General features: G+C 69.9%; 21 protein-coding genes and 1 pseudogene. 10 read left to right on the top strand and 12 right to left on the bottom strand.

The genetic code is table 11. From position 1 onward, the window contains the following. Positions 1 to 6 precede the first annotated feature (6 nt). Together OU996_RS11470 and petA are read right to left on the bottom strand one after the other, a co-directional pair. Positions 7 to 1,281, bottom strand: a complete 1,275-nt coding sequence (locus tag OU996_RS11470; protein ID WP_267581729.1) for a cytochrome b — start codon at positions 1,279 to 1,281, stop codon at positions 7 to 9. 23 nt (positions 1,282 to 1,304) lie between these two features. Continuing rightward, positions 1,305 to 1,865: a ubiquinol-cytochrome c reductase iron-sulfur subunit gene (gene petA / locus OU996_RS11465; RefSeq protein ID WP_267581728.1), complete on the bottom strand. Its 561-nt coding sequence runs from the start codon at positions 1,863 to 1,865 to the stop codon at positions 1,305 to 1,307. Positions 1,866 to 2,167: 302 nt separating this feature from the next. On the opposite strand from petA, the gene OU996_RS11460 reads away from it, so the two are divergent. After that, on the top strand, positions 2,168 to 2,626 hold the full coding sequence (locus OU996_RS11460; protein ID WP_267581727.1) for a tRNA (cytidine(34)-2'-O)-methyltransferase: 459 nt from the start codon (positions 2,168 to 2,170) through the stop codon (positions 2,624 to 2,626). A 20-nt stretch (positions 2,627 to 2,646) separates the two neighbouring features. Here OU996_RS11460 and hemF read toward each other — a convergent pair whose 3' ends face one another. Beyond that, positions 2,647 to 3,579, bottom strand: a complete 933-nt coding sequence (hemF, locus tag OU996_RS11455) for an oxygen-dependent coproporphyrinogen oxidase (RefSeq protein ID WP_267581726.1) — start codon at positions 3,577 to 3,579, stop codon at positions 2,647 to 2,649. 63 nt (positions 3,580 to 3,642) lie between these two features. After that, positions 3,643 to 4,338: a VIT1/CCC1 transporter family protein gene (locus OU996_RS11450; protein WP_267581725.1), complete on the bottom strand. Its 696-nt coding sequence runs from the start codon at positions 4,336 to 4,338 to the stop codon at positions 3,643 to 3,645. 131 nt (positions 4,339 to 4,469) lie between these two features. Here OU996_RS11450 and OU996_RS11445 point away from each other — a divergent pair, with 131 nt between their 5' ends. Then, positions 4,470 to 6,332: an ABC transporter ATP-binding protein gene (locus tag OU996_RS11445; protein ID WP_324290689.1), complete on the top strand. Its 1,863-nt coding sequence runs from the start codon at positions 4,470 to 4,472 to the stop codon at positions 6,330 to 6,332. A gap of 32 nt (positions 6,333 to 6,364) precedes the next feature. Here OU996_RS11445 and OU996_RS11440 read toward each other — a convergent pair whose 3' ends face one another. From OU996_RS11440 to OU996_RS11425, 4 genes are read right to left on the bottom strand one after another with little or no spacing between them, the layout of a single operon-like run. Then, positions 6,365 to 7,576, bottom strand: coding sequence for a CCA tRNA nucleotidyltransferase (locus tag OU996_RS11440; protein WP_267581724.1), 1,212 nt, complete (start codon positions 7,574 to 7,576; stop codon positions 6,365 to 6,367). Continuing rightward, positions 7,573 to 7,833 (bottom strand): DUF6111 family protein, encoded by a 261-nt coding sequence (locus tag OU996_RS11435; protein WP_267581723.1) that lies wholly within the window; start codon positions 7,831 to 7,833, stop codon positions 7,573 to 7,575. The genes OU996_RS11440 and OU996_RS11435 overlap by 4 nt, the downstream gene beginning before the upstream one ends. Further along, entirely contained in the window at positions 7,833 to 8,501 is a 669-nt protein-coding gene (locus OU996_RS11430; protein WP_267585689.1) for a CoA pyrophosphatase, read from the bottom strand. Before OU996_RS11430 ends, OU996_RS11435 begins: the two co-directional genes overlap by 1 nt. A 29-nt stretch (positions 8,502 to 8,530) precedes the next feature. Further along, positions 8,531 to 9,163, bottom strand: a complete 633-nt coding sequence (locus OU996_RS11425; RefSeq protein ID WP_267581722.1) for a DUF1285 domain-containing protein — start codon at positions 9,161 to 9,163, stop codon at positions 8,531 to 8,533. A 260-nt stretch (positions 9,164 to 9,423) separates the two neighbouring features. Here OU996_RS11425 and OU996_RS11420 point away from each other — a divergent pair, with 260 nt between their 5' ends. From OU996_RS11420 to OU996_RS11405, 4 genes are all read left to right on the top strand, one after another. Beyond that, positions 9,424 to 10,434, top strand: coding sequence for an AAA family ATPase (locus tag OU996_RS11420; RefSeq protein WP_267581721.1), 1,011 nt, complete (start codon positions 9,424 to 9,426; stop codon positions 10,432 to 10,434). Positions 10,435 to 10,508: 74 nt separating this feature from the next. Further along, positions 10,509 to 11,462, top strand: coding sequence for a DUF58 domain-containing protein (locus tag OU996_RS11415; RefSeq protein WP_267581720.1), 954 nt, complete (start codon positions 10,509 to 10,511; stop codon positions 11,460 to 11,462). A gap of 19 nt (positions 11,463 to 11,481) precedes the next feature. Continuing rightward, entirely contained in the window at positions 11,482 to 14,361 is a 2,880-nt protein-coding gene (locus OU996_RS11410; RefSeq protein WP_267585688.1) for a DUF4159 domain-containing protein, read from the top strand. A gap of 283 nt (positions 14,362 to 14,644) precedes the next feature. Beyond that, positions 14,645 to 16,717: a hypothetical protein gene (locus OU996_RS11405; protein ID WP_267581719.1), complete on the top strand. Its 2,073-nt coding sequence runs from the start codon at positions 14,645 to 14,647 to the stop codon at positions 16,715 to 16,717. A gap of 31 nt (positions 16,718 to 16,748) precedes the next feature. Here OU996_RS11405 and OU996_RS11400 read toward each other — a convergent pair whose 3' ends face one another. Both OU996_RS11400 and OU996_RS11395 read right to left on the bottom strand, forming a co-directional pair. Next, positions 16,749 to 16,991, bottom strand: a complete 243-nt coding sequence (locus tag OU996_RS11400) for a hypothetical protein (protein ID WP_267581718.1) — start codon at positions 16,989 to 16,991, stop codon at positions 16,749 to 16,751. 42 nt (positions 16,992 to 17,033) lie between these two features. Beyond that, positions 17,034 to 17,573: a GNAT family N-acetyltransferase gene (locus OU996_RS11395; protein WP_267581717.1), complete on the bottom strand. Its 540-nt coding sequence runs from the start codon at positions 17,571 to 17,573 to the stop codon at positions 17,034 to 17,036. Positions 17,574 to 17,870: 297 nt separating this feature from the next. On the opposite strand from OU996_RS11395, the gene OU996_RS11390 reads away from it, so the two are divergent. From OU996_RS11390 to OU996_RS11375, 4 genes are all read left to right on the top strand, one after another. Beyond that, positions 17,871 to 18,434 carry a helix-turn-helix domain-containing protein gene (locus OU996_RS11390; RefSeq protein ID WP_267581716.1) on the top strand — a complete coding sequence of 188 codons (564 nt, stop codon included), beginning with the start codon at positions 17,871 to 17,873 and terminating at the stop codon, positions 18,432 to 18,434. Between the two features lie 20 nt (positions 18,435 to 18,454). Continuing rightward, on the top strand, positions 18,455 to 18,991 hold the full coding sequence (locus OU996_RS11385; protein WP_267581715.1) for a GNAT family N-acetyltransferase: 537 nt from the start codon (positions 18,455 to 18,457) through the stop codon (positions 18,989 to 18,991). A 109-nt stretch (positions 18,992 to 19,100) separates the two neighbouring features. Beyond that, a complete protein-coding gene (locus tag OU996_RS11380; RefSeq protein WP_267581714.1) occupies positions 19,101 to 20,069 on the top strand; it encodes a glutathione S-transferase family protein in 969 nt (322 codons plus the stop codon). Between the two features lie 26 nt (positions 20,070 to 20,095). Then, a complete protein-coding gene (locus OU996_RS11375) occupies positions 20,096 to 20,281 on the top strand; it encodes a carbohydrate porin (protein WP_267585687.1) in 186 nt (61 codons plus the stop codon). 88 nt (positions 20,282 to 20,369) lie between these two features. Here the strand turns inward: OU996_RS11375 and OU996_RS11370 are convergent. Together OU996_RS11370 and mnmA are read right to left on the bottom strand one after the other, a co-directional pair. Further along, positions 20,370 to 21,002 (bottom strand): annotated as a pseudogene (locus OU996_RS11370) (class I SAM-dependent methyltransferase); the annotation flags it as partial. Between the two features lie 56 nt (positions 21,003 to 21,058). Continuing rightward, on the bottom strand, positions 21,059 to 22,258 hold the full coding sequence (gene mnmA / locus OU996_RS11365) for a tRNA 2-thiouridine(34) synthase MnmA (protein ID WP_267585686.1): 1,200 nt from the start codon (positions 22,256 to 22,258) through the stop codon (positions 21,059 to 21,061). Between the last annotated feature and the right edge of the window lie 143 nt (positions 22,259 to 22,401).

The raw sequence follows: 22,401 nt of genomic DNA, 5'->3' as shown, positions 1-22,401 counted from the left end.
TTCCGATCAACCCTTGGTCTGTGGCGCAGCCGCGCCCGCCGCGACGGGCGCACCGCCCTTGGACTTGCCCAGCACCGCCTCGGTGATGGAGGCCGGCACCGCCTTCGGCTTCTCGAACAGGCCGAGCAGCGGAAGGATGATCAGGAAGTGCGCGAAGTACCAGATGGTGAGGATGCGGCCGGCAATGACGTAGCCGCCTTCCGCGGGCTTCGAGCCCAGCCAGCCGAGACCGATGCACACCGCCACCCAGATCCAGAAGAACTGCTTGAACAGCGGGCGGTAGGCACCCGAGCGCACCTTGGAGGTGTCGAGCCACGGCACGAAGAACAGCACCGCGATCGCGCCGAACATGGTGAGCACGCCGCCGAGCTTGTCCGGCACCGCGCGCAGCATGGCGTAGAACGGCAGGTAGTACCATTCGGGCACGATATGCGCCGGCGTCACCAGCGGGTTGGCCGGGATGTAGTTGTCCGCGTGACCCAGATAGTTGGGGATGTAGAACAGGAACCACGAGAAGAAGATCAGGAACACCACCATGCCGAGCGCGTCCTTGACGGTCGCGTAGGGCGTGAAGGGCACCGTGTCCTTCGGGCTCTGCGGCTCGACGCCGGTCGGGTTGTTCTGGCCCGCCACATGCAGCGCCCAGACGTGCAGGATGACGACACCCGCGATCATGAAGGGCAGCAGATAGTGCAGCGAGAAGAAGCGGTTCAGCGTCGGGTTGTCGACCGCGAAGCCGCCCCACAGCCACTCGACGATGGTCGGGCCGACCACCGGGAAGGCCGAGAACAGGTTGGTGATGACGGTGGCGCCCCAGAAGCTCATCTGGCCCCACGGCAGCACATAGCCCATGAAGGCGGTCGCCATCATCAGCAGGTAGATGATGCAGCCGAGGATCCACAGCACCTCGCGCGGGGCCTTGTAAGACCCGTAATAGAGGCCGCGGAACATGTGGATGTACACCGCGATGAAGAACATCGACGCGCCATTGGCGTGGATGTAGCGGATCAGCCAGCCATAGCTGACGTCACGCATGATGTGCTCGACCGAGTCGAAGGCGAACAGCACATGCGGGGTGTAGTGCATCACCAGCACCACGCCCGAGAGGATCTGGCAGACCAGCATCAGCGACAGGATGCCGCCGAAGGTCCACCAGTAATTGAGGTTGCGCGGCGTGGGGTAGGCCACGAAGGACGAGTGCATCAGGCCGACCAGGGGCAGCCGGGCCTCGAACCACTTGAGCGCCGGATTCTTCGGCTCGAATGTGGAGTGTCCGCTCATTGTGTGTGTCCCTGAACGCCGGATCAGCCGATGGAGATCTTCGTGTCGGACACGAAGGTGTAGGGCGGAACCGCCAGGTTCTCCGGCGCCGGACCGCGGCGGACGCGGCCCGCGCTGTCATATTCGGAGCCGTGGCACGGGCAGAAGAAGCCGTCATACTCACCCGAATGGCCGATCGGCACGCAGCCGAGATGCGTGCAGATGCCGATGACGACCAGCCACTTTTCCTTGTCCTTGGCGGCGCGGTTCTCATCGGTCGCGGGGGCGTCGAGCGGCAGGTTGGCGTTGCGCGCCACCGGGTCGAGCAGGGCGGACAGCGGGGTCGCCTTGCCTTCCTCGATGTCCTTGGCCGTGCGGTTCCACACGAAGACCGGCTTGCCGCGCCACTTCACCGTGACGATCTGGCCTTCCTGGATCTGCGTCAGGTCCACCTCGGTCGAGGACAGCGCCAGCACCGAGGCGTCGGGCTGAAGCTGCGAGACGAAAGGCCACACGAGGGCGGCGGCACCAACCGCGCCCATGGCGCCGGTCGCTATATAGAGAAAGTCGCGGCGCGTGGTTTCCGCCGTACCAGTTGTTGCCACGATGGTTTCCTTTCCCCTTATGCCTGCGACCGCAGCGCGATCCCGCACACATTCGCCCCAGTGCCGAATTCTGCCGCTCGCGCCTGGGACATGCGCGCGAAAGCATGGCCCACGGTCGACCTTACCTTCGAGTGCCTCTAATTGCATCCGGGCAACTCCTTGTCCAGATGAAGGCAGTGCGGCAGTCCGTCCTGCCCCCCGCCTTTGCCCCCCTTGCGTCAACCCTGCAACACCGCCGCCACACGGACATCGCCACACCGCCCCGCGCTAGGCCACCATCCGCCACCGTCACAAGGTCGTTCATGCCGCTCGCCCTCGCCCTCTACGAGCCCGACATCGCCCAGAACGCCGGCACGCTGGCGCGGCTCTGCGGCTGCCTCGGCCTGCCGCTGCACATCATCGAGCCGGCGGGCTTTCCGGTGGGGGATGCGGGCTTTCGCCGGGCGGGGATGGACTACCTCGACCGCGCGACGATCCGCCGCCATGCGAGCTTTGCCGCCTTCGAGGCCTGGCGCCGGGATGAGGGGCGGCGTCTCGTGCTGGCGACGACGCGCGGCGCCCTGCCCTACACGGCCTTCGCCTTCGCCGGCGACGACGTGCTGCTGCTCGGCCGCGAGAGCGCGGGCGTGCCGGAGGCGGTGCATGAGGGCGCGGATGCGCGAATCGTCATCCCGCTGGTCGCGGGGGCGCGCTCGATCAACGTGGCGCTGGCCGGCGCGATGATTCTCGGCGAGGCGCTGCGGCAGGTGGGTAGCGCCTAACAGCGGCCGCTAGCGAAGCGTCACGGCCACTTCACCACCGGCGGCATGGAGGAGAGGATCGAATCGATATTGCCGCCGGTCTTCAGGCCGAAGATCGTGCCGCGGTCATAGAGCAGGTTGAACTCCACATAGCGCCCGCGGCGGATGAGCTGTTCCTCGCGCTCGGCCTCGGTCCAAGGCTTGGCGAAGTTGGCCCGCACCAGCGCCGGGTAAACATCGAGGAAGGCAAGGCCCACGGCGCGGGTGAAGTGGAAATCCGCCTCCCGGTCACCCGAATCCAGCCAGTCATAGAAGATGCCGCCAATGCCGCGCGGCTCCTTGCGGTGCGGCAGGTAGAAATACTCGTCGCACCATTCCTTGTAGCGGCCATAGTCGACATGCCGCCCCTCGCAGGCCCCGCGCATCGCCGCGTGGAAGGCGATCGTGTCCGGGTCGTCCTGCGTGCGGCGGGCGGCGAGCACGGGGGTAAGGTCCGCCCCGCCGCCGAACCACGCCTTGGAGGTGACGACGAAGCGCGTGTTCATATGCACCGCCGGCACATGCGGGTTGTGCATGTGGGCGATGAGCGAGATGCCGGTGGCGTGGAAGGCCGGGTTCTCCTCCGCGCCGGGGATCTGCTTGCGGAATTCCGGGGCGAATTCGCCGAACACGGTGGAGCAGTGGACGCCCACCTTCTCGAACAGCCGGCCATGCATCATCGACATGACGCCGCCACCGCCCGGCGCACCATTATGGTCGGTGCGGTTCCAGGGCGTGCGTGTGAAGCGCCCGGCCGCGCCGGGATAGAGATCGGCCGGCGCGTCGTCTTCCAGCGTCTCGAAGGCGGCGCAGATGCGGTCGCGCAGTTCCTCGAACCAGCCGCGCGCGGCCGCCTTGTCGGCCGCGATCCGGGCCGGGTCGATCGGCGTGCCCGCGGCGTTGCGGGCTTCATCTCGGGAATTCGGGGCGGACATGGGCGGGCTCCCTCTCGGCGCCCCCGCTTCTAGCGCCCCGCGCCGCCGCCCGGAAGGGCAGGCTTACAGAACCTGCCCGGACAGCGTGCCGATGGCATAGGTCAGCCCCATGGCCAGCGCGCCCCAGAAGGTGACGCGGATGGCGCCTTTCATCGGGTCCGAGCCGCCGGCCTTGGCCCCGGCGACGCCGAGCAAAGCGAGGAACGCCAGCGCCGCCACCGACACCGTGACCGGCGGCGACGCCGGCGGGGCAATGAGCACTGTGGCGAGCGGCAGCGCCGCGCCGACGGCAAAGCTCGCCGCCGAGGAAAACGCCGCTTGCACCGGGCGGGCGGCGGTGATCTCGTTCATGCCGAGTTCGTCGCGGGCATGGGCTTCCAGCGCGTCGGCGGCCATGAACTGCCGCGCCACCTCGGCGGCGAGCACCGGATCGAGGCCGCGCTTCACGTAGATTTCCGCCAGTTCCTGCGTCTCGCCCTCCGGGTCGGCGGCCAGCTCGGCCCGCTCGCGCGTCAGCTCCGCCTCTTCCGTGTCGGACTGCGAGGAGACCGAGACATATTCGCCCGCCGCCATCGACATCGCACCGGCTACCATGCCGGCAATGCCGGCGATCAGTACCGCGCTGCGGTCGGCATCCGCCGCCGCCACGCCGACGATGAGGCTGGCCGTGGACAGGATGCCGTCATTGGCCCCCAGAACAGCGGCGCGCAGCCAGCCGGCGCGGCTCAGCAGATGATGTTCGGGATGGCGTGGCTGCATCGGCATATCCCCCAGTCGGACGGTGACTGAGTATAGAGCTTTCGTGTCAGGCGCGTGTGCGCCTCATCCACCGTTGCCACGTCCGCGTAGCCGACACACTGGCGCCGCATGACGGGCGCAGAAGGCGGCCCATGTTCGCGCGCATTTTCGCCTGGTTCGAATCCATCATCGACCCCTTCCGCCCGGCCGCCATCACCCGGCCGCCGGAAAGCCTTCTGGCGTTCTACTGGCACTTCGTGCGGCAGACCGGCTGGGTGTTCATCGCGGCGCTCGGCGCGGCCTTCCTCGTCGCCATCGTCGAGGTGTCGCTGTTCCGCTATATCGGCCAGATCGTCGACCTGTTGCAGCATTCGAGCCCGGCAACGCTGTTCGCCGATCAGGGCGGGCTGCTGATGTGGATGGCCTTCGTCGTGGTCATCGCGCGCCCGCTGTGCAACGCGCTGCACGACCTGCTGGTGCGCCAGACCATCACCGCCAATGTCGGCAGCCTGATCCGCTGGCAGTCCTACCGCTGGGTGGTGCGCCAGTCGCTCGGCTATTTCCAGAGCGACTTCGCCGGCCGCATCGCCCAGCGCGTGCTGCAGGCAGGCCCGGCCCTGCGCGGCTCGGTGGTCGAGGTGATCGATGCGCTTTGGTATGTGAGCGTCTACGCCATCAGTGCCGTCATCCTGTTCGCCGAGGCCGACTGGCGCCTCGCCGTGCCGATGGTGGCGTGGATCGCGCTGTACGTGCTCGCCCTGTCGCGCTTCGTGCCGAAGGTGCGCCATCTCTCCAAGAGCACCTCCGAGGCGAACTCGCTGCTCTCCGGCCGCATCGTCGACAGCTACACCAACATGATGACGGTGAAGCTGTTCGCCCATGGCGACCGCGAGGACAGCTATGTCCGCGACGCGCTCGACCGGCACAACACCGCGTTCAAGGCGCAGCAGCGCCAGATCACCCGCATGGCGCTCACGGTGAGCGTGCTCAACAGCTGCATGCTCGGCGCCATTGGCGGGCTCGGCATCTGGCTGTGGTCGATCGAGGCGATCAATCTCGGCGCCATCGCCCTCTCCACCGGCCTTGCCATCCGCATCACCAACATGTCCGGCTGGATCATGTGGGTGGTGACCGGCGTGTTCGAGAATGTCGGCACGGTGCAGGAGGCGATCCTCACCATCGCCCGCCCGCACACCGTGATCGATCGCGCGCAGGCGCCCGCCCTCAAGGTGCCGGCCGGCGAGATCCGCTTTGAGGATGTGAGCTTCCACTATGGCAAGGGCTCGGGCGTCATCGACCATCTCAGCCTGACCATCCGGCCGGGCGAGCGGGTCGGCCTCGTCGGCCCCTCGGGCGCCGGCAAGTCGACGCTGATGAGCCTGCTGCTGCGCTTCTATGACACGGAAGCCGGCCGGGTGCTGGTCGACGGGCAGGATGTGGCCGCCGTCTCGCAGGAGACGCTGCGCGCGCGCATCGGCGTGGTCACGCAGGACACCTCGCTGATGCACCGCTCGGTGCGCGACAATATCCGCTATGGCCGGCCGGACGCCGACGAGGGCTCGATCTGGGAAGCGGCACGCCGCGCCCATGCCGATGGTTTCATCGACACGCTGACCGATCCGCAGGGCCGCGTCGGGCTCGATGCCCATGTCGGCGAGCGCGGGGTGAAGCTCTCCGGCGGCCAGCGCCAGCGCATCGCCATTGCCCGCGTGCTGCTGAAGGACGCGCCGATCCTGGTGCTGGACGAGGCGACCTCGGCGCTCGATTCGGAAGTCGAGGCGGCGATCCAGTCCAATCTCGACGAGCTGATGGCCGGCAAGACCGTGATCGCCATCGCCCACCGCCTCTCCACCATTGCCCGCATGGACCGGCTGGTGGTGATGGAGCATGGCCGCATCGTCGAGACCGGCACCCATGCCGAGTTGGTCGCCCGCGGCGGACTCTACGCCCGCCTCTGGCAGCGCCAGTCCGGCGGTTTCCTCGACGCCGACGAGCTGGAAGCGGCGGCGGAATAGGCGCGTTGGGCGCGCGGCGCTCTACGCGCGACCTACCCCACCGCCTCGCGCACGATCTCGTCCAGCACCGCGCGGTCCATCGGGAAGCCGTCCTCGATCCACGCTTCCTCGGCACGCTTGAGCGCGGCGCCGAGCGCCGGGCCGGGCTTCAGGCCGCGCGCGAGGAAATCGGCGGCCTTGAGCGGGAAGGCGGGAATGTCCCAGCCGGCCGCCAGCGCCAGCAACTCGCGCCAGCCTTCATCGTCTATTCCCGCCCCAGAGCGCGCGAAGCCGATCAAGGCCCGGTCGGTATAGGTCGCCCGGCCCATGCGGTAGATGAAGGCCTTCTGCCCCTTCACGCACATGGCCGGTGCGGGAGCGGGGCCGGCGAGCGCTTCAAGCCGCGCGGCCTCGCTATTGGAGAGGCGCAGCCCGTCGCGCAGCGCGCGCGCATCCGCTTCCTCGCGCACCGCCAGCGCGCCGAGCCGGCGAATCGCATCCGGGGCAAGCCCCAGCCCCGCCTCGATGGCGCAGAGCCGGGTGAACACCGCGACATCCCCGGCACGGCCAAGAACCGGGGCCAGAAGCTCCGCGCCATCCATCTCCGCCAGCGTCGACGCCGCGCCGGGGGCGACCAGCAGCTTGAGCAGTTCCGTCCGCACCCGCTCGCGCGAGAGCTGGCCGAGCCCGGCGCTGTTGCGCATCGCCGCCGCCAGCGCCTCGGCGTCGAGCGGGCCGTGACCGAAGGCGGCGTGAAAGCGGAACAGGCGGAGGATGCGCAGATAATCCTCGCGGATGCGCCGGTCCGCCTCGCCGATGAAACGCACCCGTCCGGCCTTCGCGTCGTCCACCCCGCCGACGAGATCGACCAGCGCGCCCTCGCGGGTGAGGTAGAGCGCGTTCATGGTGAAGTCGCGCCGCGCGGCGTCATGCGCCCAGTCGCGGCCGAAGACGACGCGGGCGCGGCGTCCGTCGGTCTCCACATCCTCGCGCAGCGTTGTCACCTCATAGGGCTCGCCCTCGGCGACGATGGTGATGGTGCCGTGCTCGATCCCGGTCGGCACCGGCTTCAGCCCGGCCGCAAGGGCGCGTCGCGTTACCTCGCCGGGGAGCGCCGTGGTGGCGATGTCGACATCCGAGCGCACGCCGCGCCCGACCAGCCAGTCGCGCACCGCGCCGCCGACGATGCGGGCCTCCTCGCCCTCCCCGTTCAGCGCATCGAGCACGCGGGCGAGCCCTGGCCGGTGCTGGGTAAGCGGGTTCATTCGATATGGCCGGGAATCAGCACGCCGTCCTGCCAGGTCGGCGGCACATAGCGCCCGGTGGTCGGCCCACGCTGGGCGCTCTCGAACAGATAGAGGCTGCCGGCCAGCAGCACGATGCCGAGGCCCGAGCACACCAGCAGCGCCCGCACCGACCAGCCGGCGAAGATGCTGTCCACCCGCCGGCCGTAGCGCAGATAGAGCGCGAAGGCGAGGAAGGGCAGCAGGAAGAGCAGAACCTGACCGATGATGCGCGCCATCAGAGATACACCCGCTCATAGAGGCTGCGCAGGATGCCGGCGGTGACGCCCCAGATGCGCCGCTGCTCATAGATCATGGCGTGGAAGGTGCGCATCAGCCCCTGCGATTCGCGCGTCTCCTGAAGGTGATTGTCGGCATTCATCAGGAAATGGAGCGGCACCTCGAACGCCTCGTCCACCTCGCCGGGATTGACAGTCAGCCCGAAATCCGGCTGGACGATGCCGACCACCGGCACGATGCGGAAGCCGGTGCGGGTGAGGTACGGGTCGAGATAGCCCAGCGGTTCGACGAGCCCACGCGCCAGCCCCACCTCCTCCTCCGCCTCGCGCAGTGCGGCGCTGAGCGGGCCATCGTCCTGCGGGTCGATCTTGCCGCCGGGAAAGGCGATCTGACCGGGATGGTTCGGCAGGTTCGCCGAGCGCAGGGTGAGCAGCACGGTCGGCTGCTCCCGCGCGACAATCGGGATCAGCACCGCCGCCCCGCGCAGCGGCAGCGTCTCGACGAGGCCGCGATATTGCGGGGTCAGTTCATGGTCGCCGCGGGCGGGATCGCCGGTGAGGTCCGGCTTCGCGGCGAGCCGCAGCCGGGCGCGGGCGCGGAAAGGCTCCAGCCCCAGCGGCGCAGCCGGCGGCAGTTCGCGCAGCGCGGTCGGCAAGGCATCGGTCATCGCCTCGGTCAGGCTGTCGGTCAGGGCGTTCATCGCGTCGCGTCACCGTCGGCTGTTGCGTCGTCCACCAGGGCGAGCACGAAGAACTCGGTTCCCGAGGCGACACCATAGACGGCGCGGCGCGCGCCATCCCCAGTCTCGACCTCGCGCTCCTCCACCCGTTCGGCGAGGTCGAGGAAGACCGCGCGGGTGAGCCGGGCCCACAGGCCCCGCCGCACATGGATATAGGGACGAATGTCGCCCGCGCCCCCAGAGCCACGCGCTTGTGCGTCGAAACGCAGCGGATGCTCGCGATCGCAGCGCACGAGATCATCGAGATTGGTGCGGAACACCAGCACCGGCCCGGCACCCGCCGCCTCCTCCACAGCCATGTCGACAGCGAGGAACGGCGCGTCCTCCACCCGGATGCCCAGCTTTTCCGCCGGCGTCACCAGTACATGGCGCCCGCCCTCGCGGGTGAGAACGGAGGCGAACAGCTTCACCAGCGCCTCGCGGCGGATCGGCCGGCCCTCATGGTGCCACACGCCCTCGCGGTCGATCACGATGTCGATCTCGCCACAATCGGGCGGATTCCAGCGCTCGACCGGCGGCAGCGGGCGGCCGGGGCTTGTCCCCACCGCGCGCACCAATTCGTCAAGTCGCCCGGAAGATGCTGAAATCACGGAATATTCTCTGTCACACAGGGGTAATCGCGGCTTCGTGATCCCCCGCCCGATAGTCGACGCGGTCGCAAGATAGCGTAAGCTGCCCTGAGCGAAAGTCCGCAACGGCTGGCCGCGTTCCCCGCGCCCGGCCCGCGCGGCCTCCGGCCGGGTACATTGCATCGAGTCTTGTTGCAGTGCACCATGAGCCGGCGGCGGGCAGTAGGGTCGAGAAGGGGCCGGGGCGCACGCTCTGGCTCCGGGATTTGAAGGAGCACGGCATGACATCCGCCACCGGCGAGAATTTCGAATCCCTCGACGAGATGATCATCCGCTCGGCCGAGAGCACGGCGGCGAATGTGCGCGCCGCCCGGGCCGGCATCGGCGCGGTCATTTTCGGCCAGGAGGCGGTGGTCGAGCGCACGCTCATCACTATCCTCTCCGGCGGCCATGGCCTGCTGGTCGGCGTCCCCGGCCTCGCCAAGACCAAGCTGGTGGAAACGCTCGGCGTCGTGCTCGGGCTCGATGCGCGGCGCGTTCAGTTCACCCCGGATCTCATGCCCTCCGACATTCTCGGCGCCGAGGTGCTGGAGGAAAGCGCCGGCGGGCGGCGCTCCTTCCGCTTCATCCCCGGCCCGGTCTTCGCCCAGCTGCTGATGGCGGACGAGATCAACCGCGCCTCGCCGCGCACCCAGTCGGCGCTGCTGCAATCCATGCAGGAAGGCCATGTGACGGTCGCCGGCGCGCGGCATGATCTGCCCAAGCCGTTCCATGTGCTGGCGACGCAGAACCCGCTGGAGCAGGAGGGCACCTACCCGCTGCCCGAAGCCCAGCTCGACCGCTTCCTCATGCAGGTCGACGTCGATTATCCCGACCGCGACGCCGAGCGGAAGATCCTATTCGACACCACCAGCGCCGAGGAGACCAAGCCCAAGGCGGTGATGACGGCGGACGACCTTGCCGCCGCCCAGCGGCTGGTGCGCCGCCTTCCGGTCGGCGAATCGGTGGTGGAGGCGATCCTCACGCTGGTGCGCTCGGCGCGTCCCGGCCCCGATGCCGGCGACCTCGGCAAGTTCATCGCCTGGGGCCCCGGCCCGCGCGCTTCGCAGTCGCTCATGCTGGCGGTGCGCGCCCGCGCCCTGCTGGATGGGCGTTATGCGCCCTCCATCGACGATGTGGTGGCGCTGGCCGAACCGATCCTGAAGCACCGCATGGCGCTTACCTTCGCCGCGCGGGCGGACGGCGAGAGCGTGCCGGGCCTCATCGCCAAGCTGACCCGCCGCATCGGGTAAGGCGTGATTGCGGGGCGGACCTCCGTCCCGCCGACTTGCCGGCTCGTTGAGCCGGGCGAAGGAGAGTTGAGCGCGTGGAGTTCGACGCCGACACCGCCGTGAGAAGCGCCGCGCAGGATGCGGCCGGTCTGGTCGCGGCCATGCCGCGCCTCGTGCTGGAGGCGCGCAAGATCGCCGCCAGCGTCTATCATGGGCTGCATGGGCGCCGCCGCGCCGGCACCGGCGAGAACTTCTGGCAGTACCGCCGCTTCATGGATGGTGAGCCCTCGTCCCGCGTCGACTGGCGCCGCTCGGCGCGCGACGACCATCTGTATGTCCGCGAGCGCGAATGGGAAGCCGCCCACACGGTGTGGATCTGGCCGGACCTCTCCACCTCCATGGTCTTCGCCTCGCCTTTGGTGTGGGAGACCAAGCGCGACCGTGCGCTGATCCTCGCCTTCGCGTTGGCCGAGCTGCTGGTGCGCGGGGGCGAGCGCGTCGGCATTCCCGGCGTCATGCGCCCGTCCGCCACCCGCAACATCGTGGAGAAGATGGCCGAGTCGCTTGTCCACGCCCCCAGCCTGCCGCAGAGCCTGCCGCCGGCCTTCGCGCCCTCGCCGCTGGCGGAAGTGGTGCTGCTCGGCGATCTGTGGAGCCCGACGGCCGAGGTGGTGGAAAGCCTCGCTGGCCTGTCCGCCTCCGGCGCGCATGGCCATGTGGTGCAGGTCTGCGATCCGGCGGAGGAGACCTTCCCCTTTTCCGGCCGCGTTGAGTTCCGCGAGCCGGAAAGCGGCGCCGTGCTCACCATCGGCCGGGCCGAGACGGTGCGCGAGGATTATGTAGCCCGCGTCGCCACCCACCGCGCCATCATCCGCCGCGAGGCCGAGCGCCGCACCTGGAGCTTCCTCGTCCATCGCACCGACCGCCCGGCGAGCGAGCTTCTGCTCGCGCTCCACGCCCGGATGAGCGGCGGCAGCTTTGGCGTCACCGCCCACCCGGAAGGCCAGCCGGCCGATCCGGCCGTCGCGACAACCGGAAGCCCGGCATGAGGAGCGCGCGATGAGCGGCCTGTTCGGTCTTCCCCTCGCCTTTACCACCCCGCTGCTGCTCTCGGCGCTTATCGGCCTGCCGCTGCTGTGGTTCCTGCTGCGCCTCGTGCCGCCGCGCCCGCGCCGCATCGCCTTCGCGCCGATGCGGCTGCTGCTGGACATTCCGCCGAAGGAAGAGACCCCGGCGCGCACGCCCTGGTGGCTCACCGCGCTTCGCCTCCTGCTCGCCGCCGTCATCATCATCGCCGCCGCCGGGCCGGTGTGGAATCCCCCGGTCGCCGGCCCCGCCTCCAGCGGCCCCGTGGTGCTGCTGATCGATTCCGGCTGGCCCGCCGCCGCCGGCTGGGCCGCGCGCCGCGCCAGTGCCGAGGGCGTGGTGGCCGATGCCGATCTCGAAGGGCGCGGCATCGTGCTCATTCCCACCGGCGAGCCACCGCTGGAGCCGCGCGTGATGACCCCGCGCGAGGCCCGCGAGCGGCTGCGCTCGCTCGCCCCCGTCGCCTTCGTGCCGGACCGGGCTCCGGCGCTCGCCAGCCTGCGCAAGGCCATCGCCGGCGCGCCGCAGGCCTCGGTGATCTATCTCTCGGACGGCGTCGGGCTGGAGGGCACCGAGGGCGTGCCCGCCGACATCGCCGCCGCCGTGGGTGATCGTCCGCTCACCACGCTGGCCGACGGCGTGCGCGAGCCGCTGGCGCTGGTCGCCGCCGACAACGCCATTGACGCGCTCACCGTCAAGGTCATCCGCGCCGACCGCGAGACCGTGGCCCGCGCCGGCACGGTGCGGGCTTTCGACATGCGCGGCCTCGCTCTCGGAGAAGCCCCCTTCGCATTCGAGCCCGGCGCCCGCGAGACCGAAGCGCGCTTCGACCTGCCGGTGGAGATCCGCAACGACGTCGCCCGCCTCGATATCGCGGACGAGGCCTCCGCCGGCGCGGTGCAGCTTCTCGACAAGCGCTGGCGCCGCCGCACGGTTGGCCTCGTCTCCGGCACGGCCGCCGACCAGCGCCAGCCGCTGCTCGCTTCCTCCTACTACCTCACCCGGGCGCTCGCCCCCTTCGCCGATGTGCGTACCGCCGAGGGCGCCGGCAGCGCCGAGGCGGTGGACCGCTTCATCAACGACAAGCTGCCGGTCATCATCCTCTCCGACATCGGCAACCTGCCGCCGGAGACCCATGCCCGCCTCGCCCGCTGGATCGAGGGCGGCGGCGTGCTCATCCGCTTCGCCGGCCCGCGCCTCGCCAATGGCTCGGACGACCTCGTGCCGGTGACGCTGCGCCGCGGCGGGCGCGTGCTCGGAGGCTCGCTCTCCTGGGAGCAGCCGCAGGCGCTGGGCAGCTTCACGCCCGAGAGCCCATTCCGCGATGTCGCCGTGCCCAATGATGTGAGCGTGCAGCGCCAGGTTCTCGCCGAACCGGACGGGCTGCTCGGCTCGCGCACCTGGGCGACGCTGACCGACGGCACGCCGCTGGTCACCGGCGAGCGGCGGGGCGCCGGCACGCTGGTGCTGTTCCATGTCACCGCCGACACCTCCTGGTCGAACCTGCCGCTCTCCGGCGCTTTCGTCGACATGCTCCGCCGCGTCGTGGCGCTGGGCGGGTCGAGTGCGGCGGAAGTCGCCGCCGATGGTAGCAGCGGCACTGTGCTGGCGGGCGAGACCGTGCCGCCGAGCCGCATCCTCGACGGCTTCGGCGCCTTCCGGCCGGTGACGCCGACCGCCAAGGCGATCCCGCTCGGCTTCAATGGCCGCGCCAGCGCCGACCATCCGCCCGGCTTCTACGGCCCGCCCGAGGGGCTGGTGGCGGTCAACGCCCTCTTGCCGCGCGACCGGCTGGTGGCACTGGATCTGACCAGCCTCGGGCGGCTCGAACCCTACCGCGACGCCACCCCGCGCGATCTGCGCGCGCCGCTGCTCCTCGCCCTTCTCGCCCTCCTGCTGATCGATGCCATGATCGTCTTCCTGCTGGCCGGCGGCCTGTCGCGCCTCACCACGCGCCGCGCAGCCACCAGCGCCGTGCTGGCGCTCGCCGCCCTGCTCGCCGCCGCGCCAATGGGTGAGCTTCGCGCCCAGACGGCACCCGCCGCTCCCGCCCAAGCGGCTCCTGCGCCCGCGGCGAAGCGGGCGGACACGCCGATGACCCCGGCGGAGATCGACTTCGCGGTGAAGGCGACCAATGCCACGCGCCTCGCCTATGTCATCACCGGCGACGCCACCACCGACGACGTCAGCCGCGCCGGGCTCAAGGGCCTGACCGACTTCCTCGGCGATCGCACCGCGCTGGAAGCCGGCGACCCGATGGGCGTCGACCTCTCCCGCGACGAGCTATCCTTCTTCCCGCTGATCTACTGGCCGATCGTCCCCGGCGCCGCGCGCCCCTCGGAACAGACGCTCTCCCGCATCGACGCCTTCATGAAGCAGGGCGGCACCATCGTGTTCGACACGCGCGACGCCGAGACCACCATTCCCGGCACCACCGGAGCGGGCTCGCCGGCCAACGAGACGCTGCGCGCCATCCTCTCCGGGCTCGACATTCCCGAGCTGGAGCCGGTGCCGCGCGACCATGTGCTGACCAAGGCGTTCTATCTGCTGCGCGACTTCCCCGGCCGCTTCACCGGGGGGCAGACCTGGGTCGAGGCGCTGCCAGCCGCCGATGCCGACGAGGAACGCCCGGCCCGTGCCGGCGACGGTGTCTCGCCGGTGGTCATCACCTCCAACGATCTCGCCGGCGCCTGGGCGGTGGGCGAGGACGGGCGCCCGCTGCTGCCCATGTCCGGCACCAGCCCGCGCCAGCGCGAACTCGCCTACCGCGCCGGCGCCAATCTCGTGATGTATGTGCTCACCGGCAACTACAAGGCCGACCAGGTGCATGTGCCCGCGCTGCTGGAAAGGCTGGGGCAGTGAAGATGTTGCGCACAGACGCGGACATGAGCGCCGTCATGCCCGGCCTTGGGCCGGGCATCCACGACTTCCCTTCAACCGGGCACTTGCCGTCAGCGCCCAAGGCGTGGATGGCCGGGCCAAGCCCGGCCATGACGACCCCTCTGGCGGGACGGGTCGCCCCACCGTCATCCCGGACGGCGGCGAAGCCGGCGATCCGGGATCGCATCCCATCTGGCTCACGATCCCGGCTCGGCCTTCGGCCGTCCGGGATGACGATCCGGGCCGCTGACGAAGGAGCCGCCGCATGAATCTCGGCCTCGCCTTCGATCCGCTGATCCCGCTGCCCTGGCTCATCGGCGCCGCGGTCGTCGCGGCGCTGGTCGCGCTCTTGGTGATCGTCTCGCGCACCCGCGGCTCGCTCCTGCGCGCGCTCGCCATTGCCCTCGCCGTGCTGGCGCTCGCCAACCCCTCGCTGACGCGCGAGGAGCGCGAGCCGCTCTCCACCGTCGTCGCCGTGGTGGTGGACCGCAGCGCCAGCCAGGATTTCGGCGACCGCACCCAGATGACCGACGCGGCCCGCGCCGAGCTGGAGACCCGCCTCGCCCGGCTGAAGGAACAGGGCGCGGAGGTGCGCTTCATCGATGCCGGCGGCGGCGCCGGCGAGGTGGACGGCACCCGCCTGTTCACCGCCCTCTCCGCCGGCCTCGCCGATGTGCCGCCCGAGCGGGTGGCCGGCGCCATCTTCCTCACCGATGGGCGGGTCCACGACATTCCCGCCACCATCGCCGCGCTCGGCTTCCGCGCGCCTGTCCATGCCATCATCTCCGGCCAGGCGGGCGAGCGCGACCGGCGCGTGGCGCTGACCTCGACGCCGCGCTTCGGAATTGTGGGCCAGCCCCAGACCATCGGCTACCGGGTCGAGGATGAGGGCGCTCCGGCCGGGGCGCGTGTCGCCGTCACCGTGCGGCGCGATGGCGAGGTGGTGGCGCGCCCCATCATCACCGCCGGCCAGCCGGCCGAGGTCGATGTCGAGATCGCCCATGCCGGGGCCAACATCGTCGAGATCGAGGCCGCTGCGCTGGAGGGCGAACTCACCCCGGTGAACAACCGCGCCGCCGTCTCCATCGACGGCGTGCGCGACAAGCTGCGCGTGCTACTGGTCTCCGGCGAGCCGCATGTCGGCGAGCGCACCTGGCGCAACCTCCTGAAGTCCGACGCCAATGTGGACCTCGTCCACTTCACCATCCTGCGCCCGCCGGAGAAGCAGGACGGCACGCCGATCAACGAGCTGTCGCTGATCGCCTTCCCGACGCGCGAGCTGTTCCAGCAGAAGATCAAGGATTTCGACCTGATCATCTTCGACCGCTACGCCCAGCAGGGCGTGCTGCCGATGATCTATTTCGACAATATCGTGCGTTATGTGGAGGAAGGCGGCGCGCTGCTGGTCGCCGCCGGCACCGATTATGTCTCCGACGGCTCGGTCTACAACACGCCGCTGGAAGCCATCCTGCCGGCCGCCCCGACCGGCCAGATGAGCGAGACGCCCTATCGCGCCAAGCTCACCGAGGCCGGCCAGCGCCACCCCGTCACACGCGCTCTGCCGGGCTCGCAGAGCGACCCGCCGGCCTGGGCGCGCTTCTTCCGCGTCATCGACACCCAGGGCGCGCGCGGTACCAGCGTGATGGACGGGCCGGACGGCAAGCCGGTCGTGCTGCTCGACCGCGTCGGCGAAGGCCGCGTGGCGCTGCTGCTCTCCGATCATTTCTGGCTGTGGGCGCGCGGCTTCGAGGGCGGCGGTCCCTATATCGACCTGCTGCGCCGCCTCTCGCACTGGCTGATGAAGGAGCCGGACCTCGAGGAGGAGCGTCTGCGCATGGTCGCGCGCGGCGGCGACATCGTCGTCGAGCGCCAGACCATGGGGGATGCCGCCCCGCCGGTGACCATCACCACGCCGACCGGGCAGACGCGCAGCCTGACGCTCACCAGCGCCGAGCCCGGCCTGTTCCGCGCCACCTTCCCGGCGGACACGCTGGGCCTGTGGCGGGCGAGCGACGGCACGCATACGGCGCTGGTCAATGTCGGCCCGCTCAACCCGCGTGAATTCGCCGAGGTGACGTCAACCACCGAGACGCTGCGCCCGACGATTCAAGCCACCGGCGGCGGCATCTGGCGCATGGCGGATCTCGCCGGCGGCGTGCCGCGCGTCGTCGCCGTGCGCTCGGGCGAACGCTTCGCCGGGGAGGACTGGATGGGCCTGCAGATGCGCGACGTGTCGGTGGTGCGCGGGCTCGGCCTGTTCCCGCTCTTTGCCGGGCTGTCGGGCCTGCTGATCCTGCTCGCCGGCGTCGCCGCCGCCTGGGCGCGGGAGGGGCGCTAATTCGTGCCGGCAGGCGGGGCATTGCCCCGCCTCACCCCGTATAGGGCACTTCCTGCTTCTCGAAGGTCTGCGAGGCGATGTTCGGGCGCAGGATGCAGCAATATTGCCGGGCGATGTCGCTGATGAGCGCAGCGCGGCTGGCGCGGGTGCCGTCAATGCGGCGCTCCAGCCACTCATCGGGGACGGTGAGCTGCATCCCCGGCGCCATGCGGCCAAGGATGGTCTTCAGATCGTCCACATGCATGGCGGCGACCGCCCGGCGTGCCTCATCCATCCCCGCTCTCCCTCAACATGGGCCGGTTGACCGGCCACCTGTTCACGCCGAGGCGCGCGCCACCGGCGAAAATCCCTTGCGCACCGCCCCGCGCACCGCCTCCATCGGCGTCGCATCGAGCGGGCACACCAGCACGCGCGCCGGATCGACCGGGCCCGGCAGGCTCACCTGACCGCGCGGCACGCGCTTGAAGCCCATCCGCCCGTAATAGGGCTCATCGCCGACCAGCAGCACGAGGCGCGCCGCGCCCTCGCCGGCTGCCTGCCCGCGCGCGACCTCCAGCGCCCTCTCCACCAGCCGCCGGCCGATGCCGTGCGAGCGGAAGGGCGGCTCGACGGTGAGCGGGCCGAGCAGCAGCGCCGGCGTCGTCCCGATGGTGATCGGCGTCAGCCGCACCGAGCCGACCAGCATGGTGCCGATATAGGCGGTGAAAGAGAGATCGCGCCGATGCGGGTTTCCCTCGCGCAGCCGATAGGCCGTGCGCGCGAAACGGCCAGGGCCGAAGGTGCGTGCGACCAGCCGGTCAATGGCGGCATCGTCGGCGGGATTTTCGGGAAACAGCGAAACGGACAGATCGGTCATGGGGCCACTCGGCGCTCAAGGGTCGGCAGGCTCGCCCGAGCGCGGCAGGCGTTGATCACGAGACGTGCATCACGGCCGCGGGCGGGCGCAGGCAAACGGGAACGCGCGCGCAAAGGCGCGGCGGGTCCGCTCGTCTCGTCGTCGCTGGGCCGGCAACCGGAACATGTCCATCCCCATGAAGGGCGCCCGGATAGCACAGGGGGAACGCAAGGTGAAGCGGCATGGCGTGGGGTGAAGGGGAGAACGGGGCGTCGGAGGCCCGTTGCCGAGAGCTTGCCTGTCTATTATAAGAGATTTATGTCTCTTTTAATGGACGACACCACCCGCCGCCTTGCCCGTCGCCTGCGCCTCGAACGCGAGACGCGAGGCTGGTCGCTGGCCGATCTTGCCGCCCGTTCCGGCGTCGGGAAAGCCACGATCAGCAAGATCGAGCGCGAGGAAATGAGCCCCACCGCCGCGACGCTGGTGCGCCTCGCCGCCGCCTTCGATCTTACCCTCGCGGGTCTTCTGCTGCGGGCGGAGGGCGGCGAGCGACTGTCGCGGGCCGCCGATCAGCCGCTCTGGCGCGATCCCGAGACCGGCTATACGCGCCGGCAGATCTTCGCCCGGCCGGATCATCCCGTCGAGATGGTCGAGGTCGAGCTGCCTCCCGGCGCGCGCGTCACGCTGCCGGCCGCCTCCTATGGCCATATCCGCCAGATCCTGCAGGTGCGCGCGGGCACGCTCACCCTCACCGAGGGGAGCGACCGCCATGTGCTGGGTGCCGGCGACTGCCTCGGCTTCGGCCCGCCGGCGGACGTCACCTTCGCCAATGAGAGCGGCGCCCCCTGCCGTTACATCGTCACCCTGACCCGCCTGTGAGCCTGCCCGAGACCTGACCGATGCCGACCCGTTCCCCACCCCCTGCCCCGTTCATCCGCCCGCTCGCCACCGCCGACGCGCCCGCCCTTGCCGGACTGCTGGTCGAGACCGTCGCCTCCGGCGGCTCCGTCAGCTTCATGCACCCGCTCGATCCCGCCCGCGCGCTGGCCTTCTGGCAGGCGGGGCTGGAGCGGGCAGCAAAGGGCGAGCTCATCATCCTCGGCGCCTTCGTCGAAGGCGAACTCGCCGCCACCGTGACCCTCGTGCTCGGCCTGCCGGAGAACCAGCCGCACCGCGCCGAGATCGCCAAGATGATGACCGCCCGCGCCCATCGCGGCCGGGGCCTTGCCCGCGCGCTGCTGAGCGAGGCCGAGCGCCACGCCATCGCCGCCGGGCGCAGCCTGCTGGTTCTGGACACCGCGAGCGAGGAAGGCGCGGCCGGGCTCTATGAGAAGCAAGGATTCGTGTTCTCCGGCGAGATCCCCGACTATGCGCTGAAGCCCCATGGCGGCCTCACCGGCACCCTGATCTATTACAAGCGCCTGCCGCCCGGCTGAGGCAGAGCTGCTGAGGCAGGCCTGCAAAGGCGCCCCCGCGCCAACGCACACGCTTTTGCCTGTCACCGGCTGTCCCGCGCGCTACGTTGAGCCTAACAGGGAGGACGCGATGGGACTGCTGGTCGACGGCCAATGGGTCGACAAATGGTACGATACCTCGAGCACCGGCGGGCGCTTCGTGCGCACCACCACGCGCTTCCGCAACTGGGTGACGCCGGACGGCGCCCCCGGCCCATCCGGCGAGGGCGGCTTTCCGGCGGAGGCCGGGCGCTACCACCTTTATGTCTCGCTCGCCTGCCCCTGGGCGCACCGCACCCTCATCCTGCGCGCGCTGAAGAAGCTGGAAAGCGTCATCTCCGTCAGCGTGGTCGATCCCCATATGGGGCATGAGGGCTGGGTCTTCGCCGACCATGCCGCGCGCCGCACGCCGGCCGCGACGACGGATTCCGTGCTCGGCGCGCAGCGGCTCTATGAGGTCTACCGCGCCGCCGACCCCGCCTTTTCCGGCCGCGTCACCGTGCCCGTGCTGTGGGACCGCATGCGCGGCACCATCGTCAGCAACGAGTCGGCGGAGATCATCCGCATGCTCAACAGTGCCTTCGACGCCTTCACGGACGACCGGCACGATTACTACCCGGCCGCGCTCGCCGAGGCGATCGACGCGCTCAACGCCCGCATCTATGACGCGGTGAATAACGGCGTCTACAAGGCCGGCTTCGCCACCGCGCAGGACGCCTATGAGGAAGCCGTCGCCGCCCTGTTCGTCCTGCTGGACGAGCTGAATGCGCGGCTGGAGGGCCAGTCCTGGCTGATGGGCGAGGTGCTGACCGAGGCCGATATCCGCCTCTTCACCACGCTGATCCGCTTCGACCCGGTCTATGTCGGCCATTTCAAGTGCAACATCCGCCGGATCGTCGATTACCCCAACCTGAAACGCTTCGTGCGCGCGCTCTACCACCGCGACGGCGTCGCCGGCACGGTCGATTTCACCCACATCAAGCGGCACTATTACGAGAGCCACGCCACCATCAACCCGACCGGCATCGTGCCGGTGGGACCGGATATGGGCTGGCTGTGAGGAGGCCGGGCGCGGCAGCCCCGGTAATGGATTATGAGGCGGTGCTGGAAGTCACCTATCAGGCGGCGGTGACGCCCTGGCTCAGCGTGCAGCCCTTCATGCAGTACATCATCCACCCCGGCGGCAACGTCCCCCAGCCGGACAGCACCGCCCCGACCGAACCCCTGCGCAACGCGACGGTGATCGGGCTGCGGACGAGCGTGGTGTTTTGAGGTTTCCGGCCGAGGCCGCCGTCACCCCCGCCAGCGCCACCAGTTCCGGCTCATCGGCGCCCGCCGCGGCGATCTCGGCTGCCGTGCGCTTGCGGAAGCGCACCATGGTGTACATGCCGAGCGCGACGTCGCGGGGGATGGGGAGGTCAACGGTGCCATTGGCCAGCGCCCAGTTGCGCAGGCGGCGGAACTGGAATTCCGGGCGCCAGCCGAGCTTGCGGGCCTTGCGGGCGAACCAGCGTTCGAACACGGCGCGCGGGCCGTCCTCGGCGCCGAGATGGTTGACCAGGATGATCTCGCCGCCGGGCTTCAGCACGCGGGCCATTTCGTCCAGCGTCTCCTCCGGGTGCGGCACAACGGTGATGACGAACTGCGCGATCACCACGTCGAAGCTCGCATCGGCAAAGCCCATATGCGCGCCGTCCATCAGGCACAGGCCCTCGACATGGGAGAGGTTTTCCTTCTCCACCTTCTCGCGGGCCTTCTGCAGCATGGGCTCGGAGATATCGATGCCGACGATGCGGTTGCTGCGCTTATAGGCGGGCAGCGCGAAGCCGGTGCCGACGCCGAAGTCGAGGATGCGCCCGCCGATCCGTTCCGCCGCCTTCATCGCCACCTTGCGGCCGGGCTCGAACACCGCGCCGAACACCACGTCATAAACCGGCGCCCAGCGGGCATAGGCTTCCTCAACGGTGGCGCGATCGAGATCGGTCGGCGTCATGCGTGTCCCCTGCCCTGTTACCCGGCCGCTGCGCGGCCTGCCTTGAAAACTGCGACTCACGCGGTACGCGACACCATCTCAATGTCGCGTGTCACCGCCGTGAAGGTCTCCCGCGCCCGTCGAATGACGCCGCCGCCCAAGAGGCGTGAGGCCGCCGCGCCATCCTCGTAGAAGACGCAGGCCTGGCCGGGCGCGACGCCCTCCTCGGCCATGGCCAGATGCACGTCGATGCCACCATCGGCCGCGCGGGCGAGATGGCCGGGCACCGGCGCGCGCGCCGAGCGCACCTTCACATAGACTTCGCGCCCGGCCCCCGCCGCCTCTTCCAACGTTTCATCGCCGATCCAGTTCACCTCATCGACGCGGATGACGGTGACGCCCAGCGCCTCACGCGGCCCGACCAGCACGCGCCGGGCGCGCGCATCGATGCCGACCACATAAAGCGGTTCGGCGGCGGCGATGCCGAGGCCCTTGCGCTGGCCGATCGTGTAACGCATCACGCCGGCATGACGGCCCAGCACCCGCCCGTCGAGATGCACGATGTCGCCCGGCTCGGCCGCCTCGGGCCGCAGTTTCTCGACTATCGCGGTGTAGTGCCCGTTCGGCACGAAGCAGATGTCCTGGCTGTCCGGCTTGTCCGCCACCTTGAGGCCGAAGCTCTCGGCCAGCGCGCGCACTTCCGGCTTGCTGGTCTCGCCGAGCGGGAAGCGCAGCATGTCGATCTGCGCCTGGGTGGTGGCATAGAGAAAATAGCTCTGGTCGCGGCTCTCGTCGAGCGGGCGGAACAGCGCGCGCCGGCCATTGGGCAGCGGGCGGCTGGTCACGTAATGGCCGGTGGCGAGAATGTCGGCGCCGAGGTCGCGCGCGGTCTCCAAGAGGTCGCGGAACTTCACCGTGCGATTGCAGTCGACGCAGGGGATCGGCGTCTCGCCGGCCGCATAGGCATCGGCGAAGCGCTCGATCACCGCGTGGCGGAAGCGGCTCTCATAATCGAGCACGTAATGGGGAATGCCCAGCCGCTCGGCCACGGTGCGCGCATCATAGATGTCCTGGCCCGCGCAGCAGGCGCCCGGCCGGTGGTGCATCGCCTCGCCATGGTCATAGAGCTGCAGCGTCACGCCCAGCACATCGTAGCCCGCCTGCGCATACAGCGCGGCGACCACGGAGGAATCCACGCCGCCGGACATGGCCACGACCACGCGGGTCTCGGCGGGGGAGCGGCCGGGGAAGCTTGAAGCGTCGTCGAGGCGGATCATGCGGCGGGCGCGGACCGTGTGCGAGGACAGGAGCGGAGACGGGAAGGCGTTGACCCCCGTTATATAGGGCACCGTGGCGCTTCTATGAACCCTTGTCGTGCGACAAGGCCCGGTCGGCCTCGGAATACCTCTTCCGTTGGGGC

This window comes from Ancylobacter sp. SL191 (assembly GCF_026625645.1).
Taxonomy (GTDB): Bacteria; Pseudomonadota; Alphaproteobacteria; order Rhizobiales; family Xanthobacteraceae; genus Ancylobacter.
Note: the sequence above shows the minus strand (reverse complement) of the source record. Positions and strands in the feature narration are given on the sequence as shown.

Excerpts from the sequence above, each read along its gene's own strand:
- OU996_RS11420 (WP_267581721.1), top strand. The coding sequence starts at position 9,424 with ATGACATCCGCCACCGGCGAGAATTTCGAATCCCTCGACGAGATGATC.
- OU996_RS11460 (WP_267581727.1), top strand. The coding sequence starts at position 2,168 with ATGCCGCTCGCCCTCGCCCTCTACGAGCCCGACATCGCCCAGAACGCC.
- hemF (WP_267581726.1), bottom strand. The coding sequence starts at position 3,579 with ATGTCCGCCCCGAATTCCCGAGATGAAGCCCGCAACGCCGCGGGCACG.
- OU996_RS11445 (WP_324290689.1), top strand. The coding sequence starts at position 4,470 with ATGTTCGCGCGCATTTTCGCCTGGTTCGAATCCATCATCGACCCCTTC.
- OU996_RS11435 (WP_267581723.1), bottom strand. The coding sequence starts at position 7,833 with ATGGCGCGCATCATCGGTCAGGTTCTGCTCTTCCTGCTGCCCTTCCTC.
- OU996_RS11395 (WP_267581717.1), bottom strand. The coding sequence starts at position 17,573 with ATGACCGATCTGTCCGTTTCGCTGTTTCCCGAAAATCCCGCCGACGAT.
- OU996_RS11430 (WP_267585689.1), bottom strand. The coding sequence starts at position 8,501 with ATGACCGATGCCTTGCCGACCGCGCTGCGCGAACTGCCGCCGGCTGCG.
- OU996_RS11400 (WP_267581718.1), bottom strand. The coding sequence starts at position 16,991 with ATGGATGAGGCACGCCGGGCGGTCGCCGCCATGCATGTGGACGATCTG.
- OU996_RS11450 (WP_267581725.1), bottom strand. The coding sequence starts at position 4,338 with ATGCAGCCACGCCATCCCGAACATCATCTGCTGAGCCGCGCCGGCTGG.
- OU996_RS11380 (WP_267581714.1), top strand. The coding sequence starts at position 19,101 with ATGGGACTGCTGGTCGACGGCCAATGGGTCGACAAATGGTACGATACC.
- OU996_RS11375 (WP_267585687.1), top strand. The coding sequence starts at position 20,096 with ATGGATTATGAGGCGGTGCTGGAAGTCACCTATCAGGCGGCGGTGACG.
- OU996_RS11405 (WP_267581719.1), top strand. The coding sequence starts at position 14,645 with ATGAATCTCGGCCTCGCCTTCGATCCGCTGATCCCGCTGCCCTGGCTC.
- OU996_RS11440 (WP_267581724.1), bottom strand. The coding sequence starts at position 7,576 with ATGAACCCGCTTACCCAGCACCGGCCAGGGCTCGCCCGCGTGCTCGAT.
- OU996_RS11390 (WP_267581716.1), top strand. The coding sequence starts at position 17,871 with ATGTCTCTTTTAATGGACGACACCACCCGCCGCCTTGCCCGTCGCCTG.
- mnmA (WP_267585686.1), bottom strand. The coding sequence starts at position 22,258 with ATGATCCGCCTCGACGACGCTTCAAGCTTCCCCGGCCGCTCCCCCGCC.
- OU996_RS11470 (WP_267581729.1), bottom strand. The coding sequence starts at position 1,281 with ATGAGCGGACACTCCACATTCGAGCCGAAGAATCCGGCGCTCAAGTGG.
- OU996_RS11385 (WP_267581715.1), top strand. The coding sequence starts at position 18,455 with ATGCCGACCCGTTCCCCACCCCCTGCCCCGTTCATCCGCCCGCTCGCC.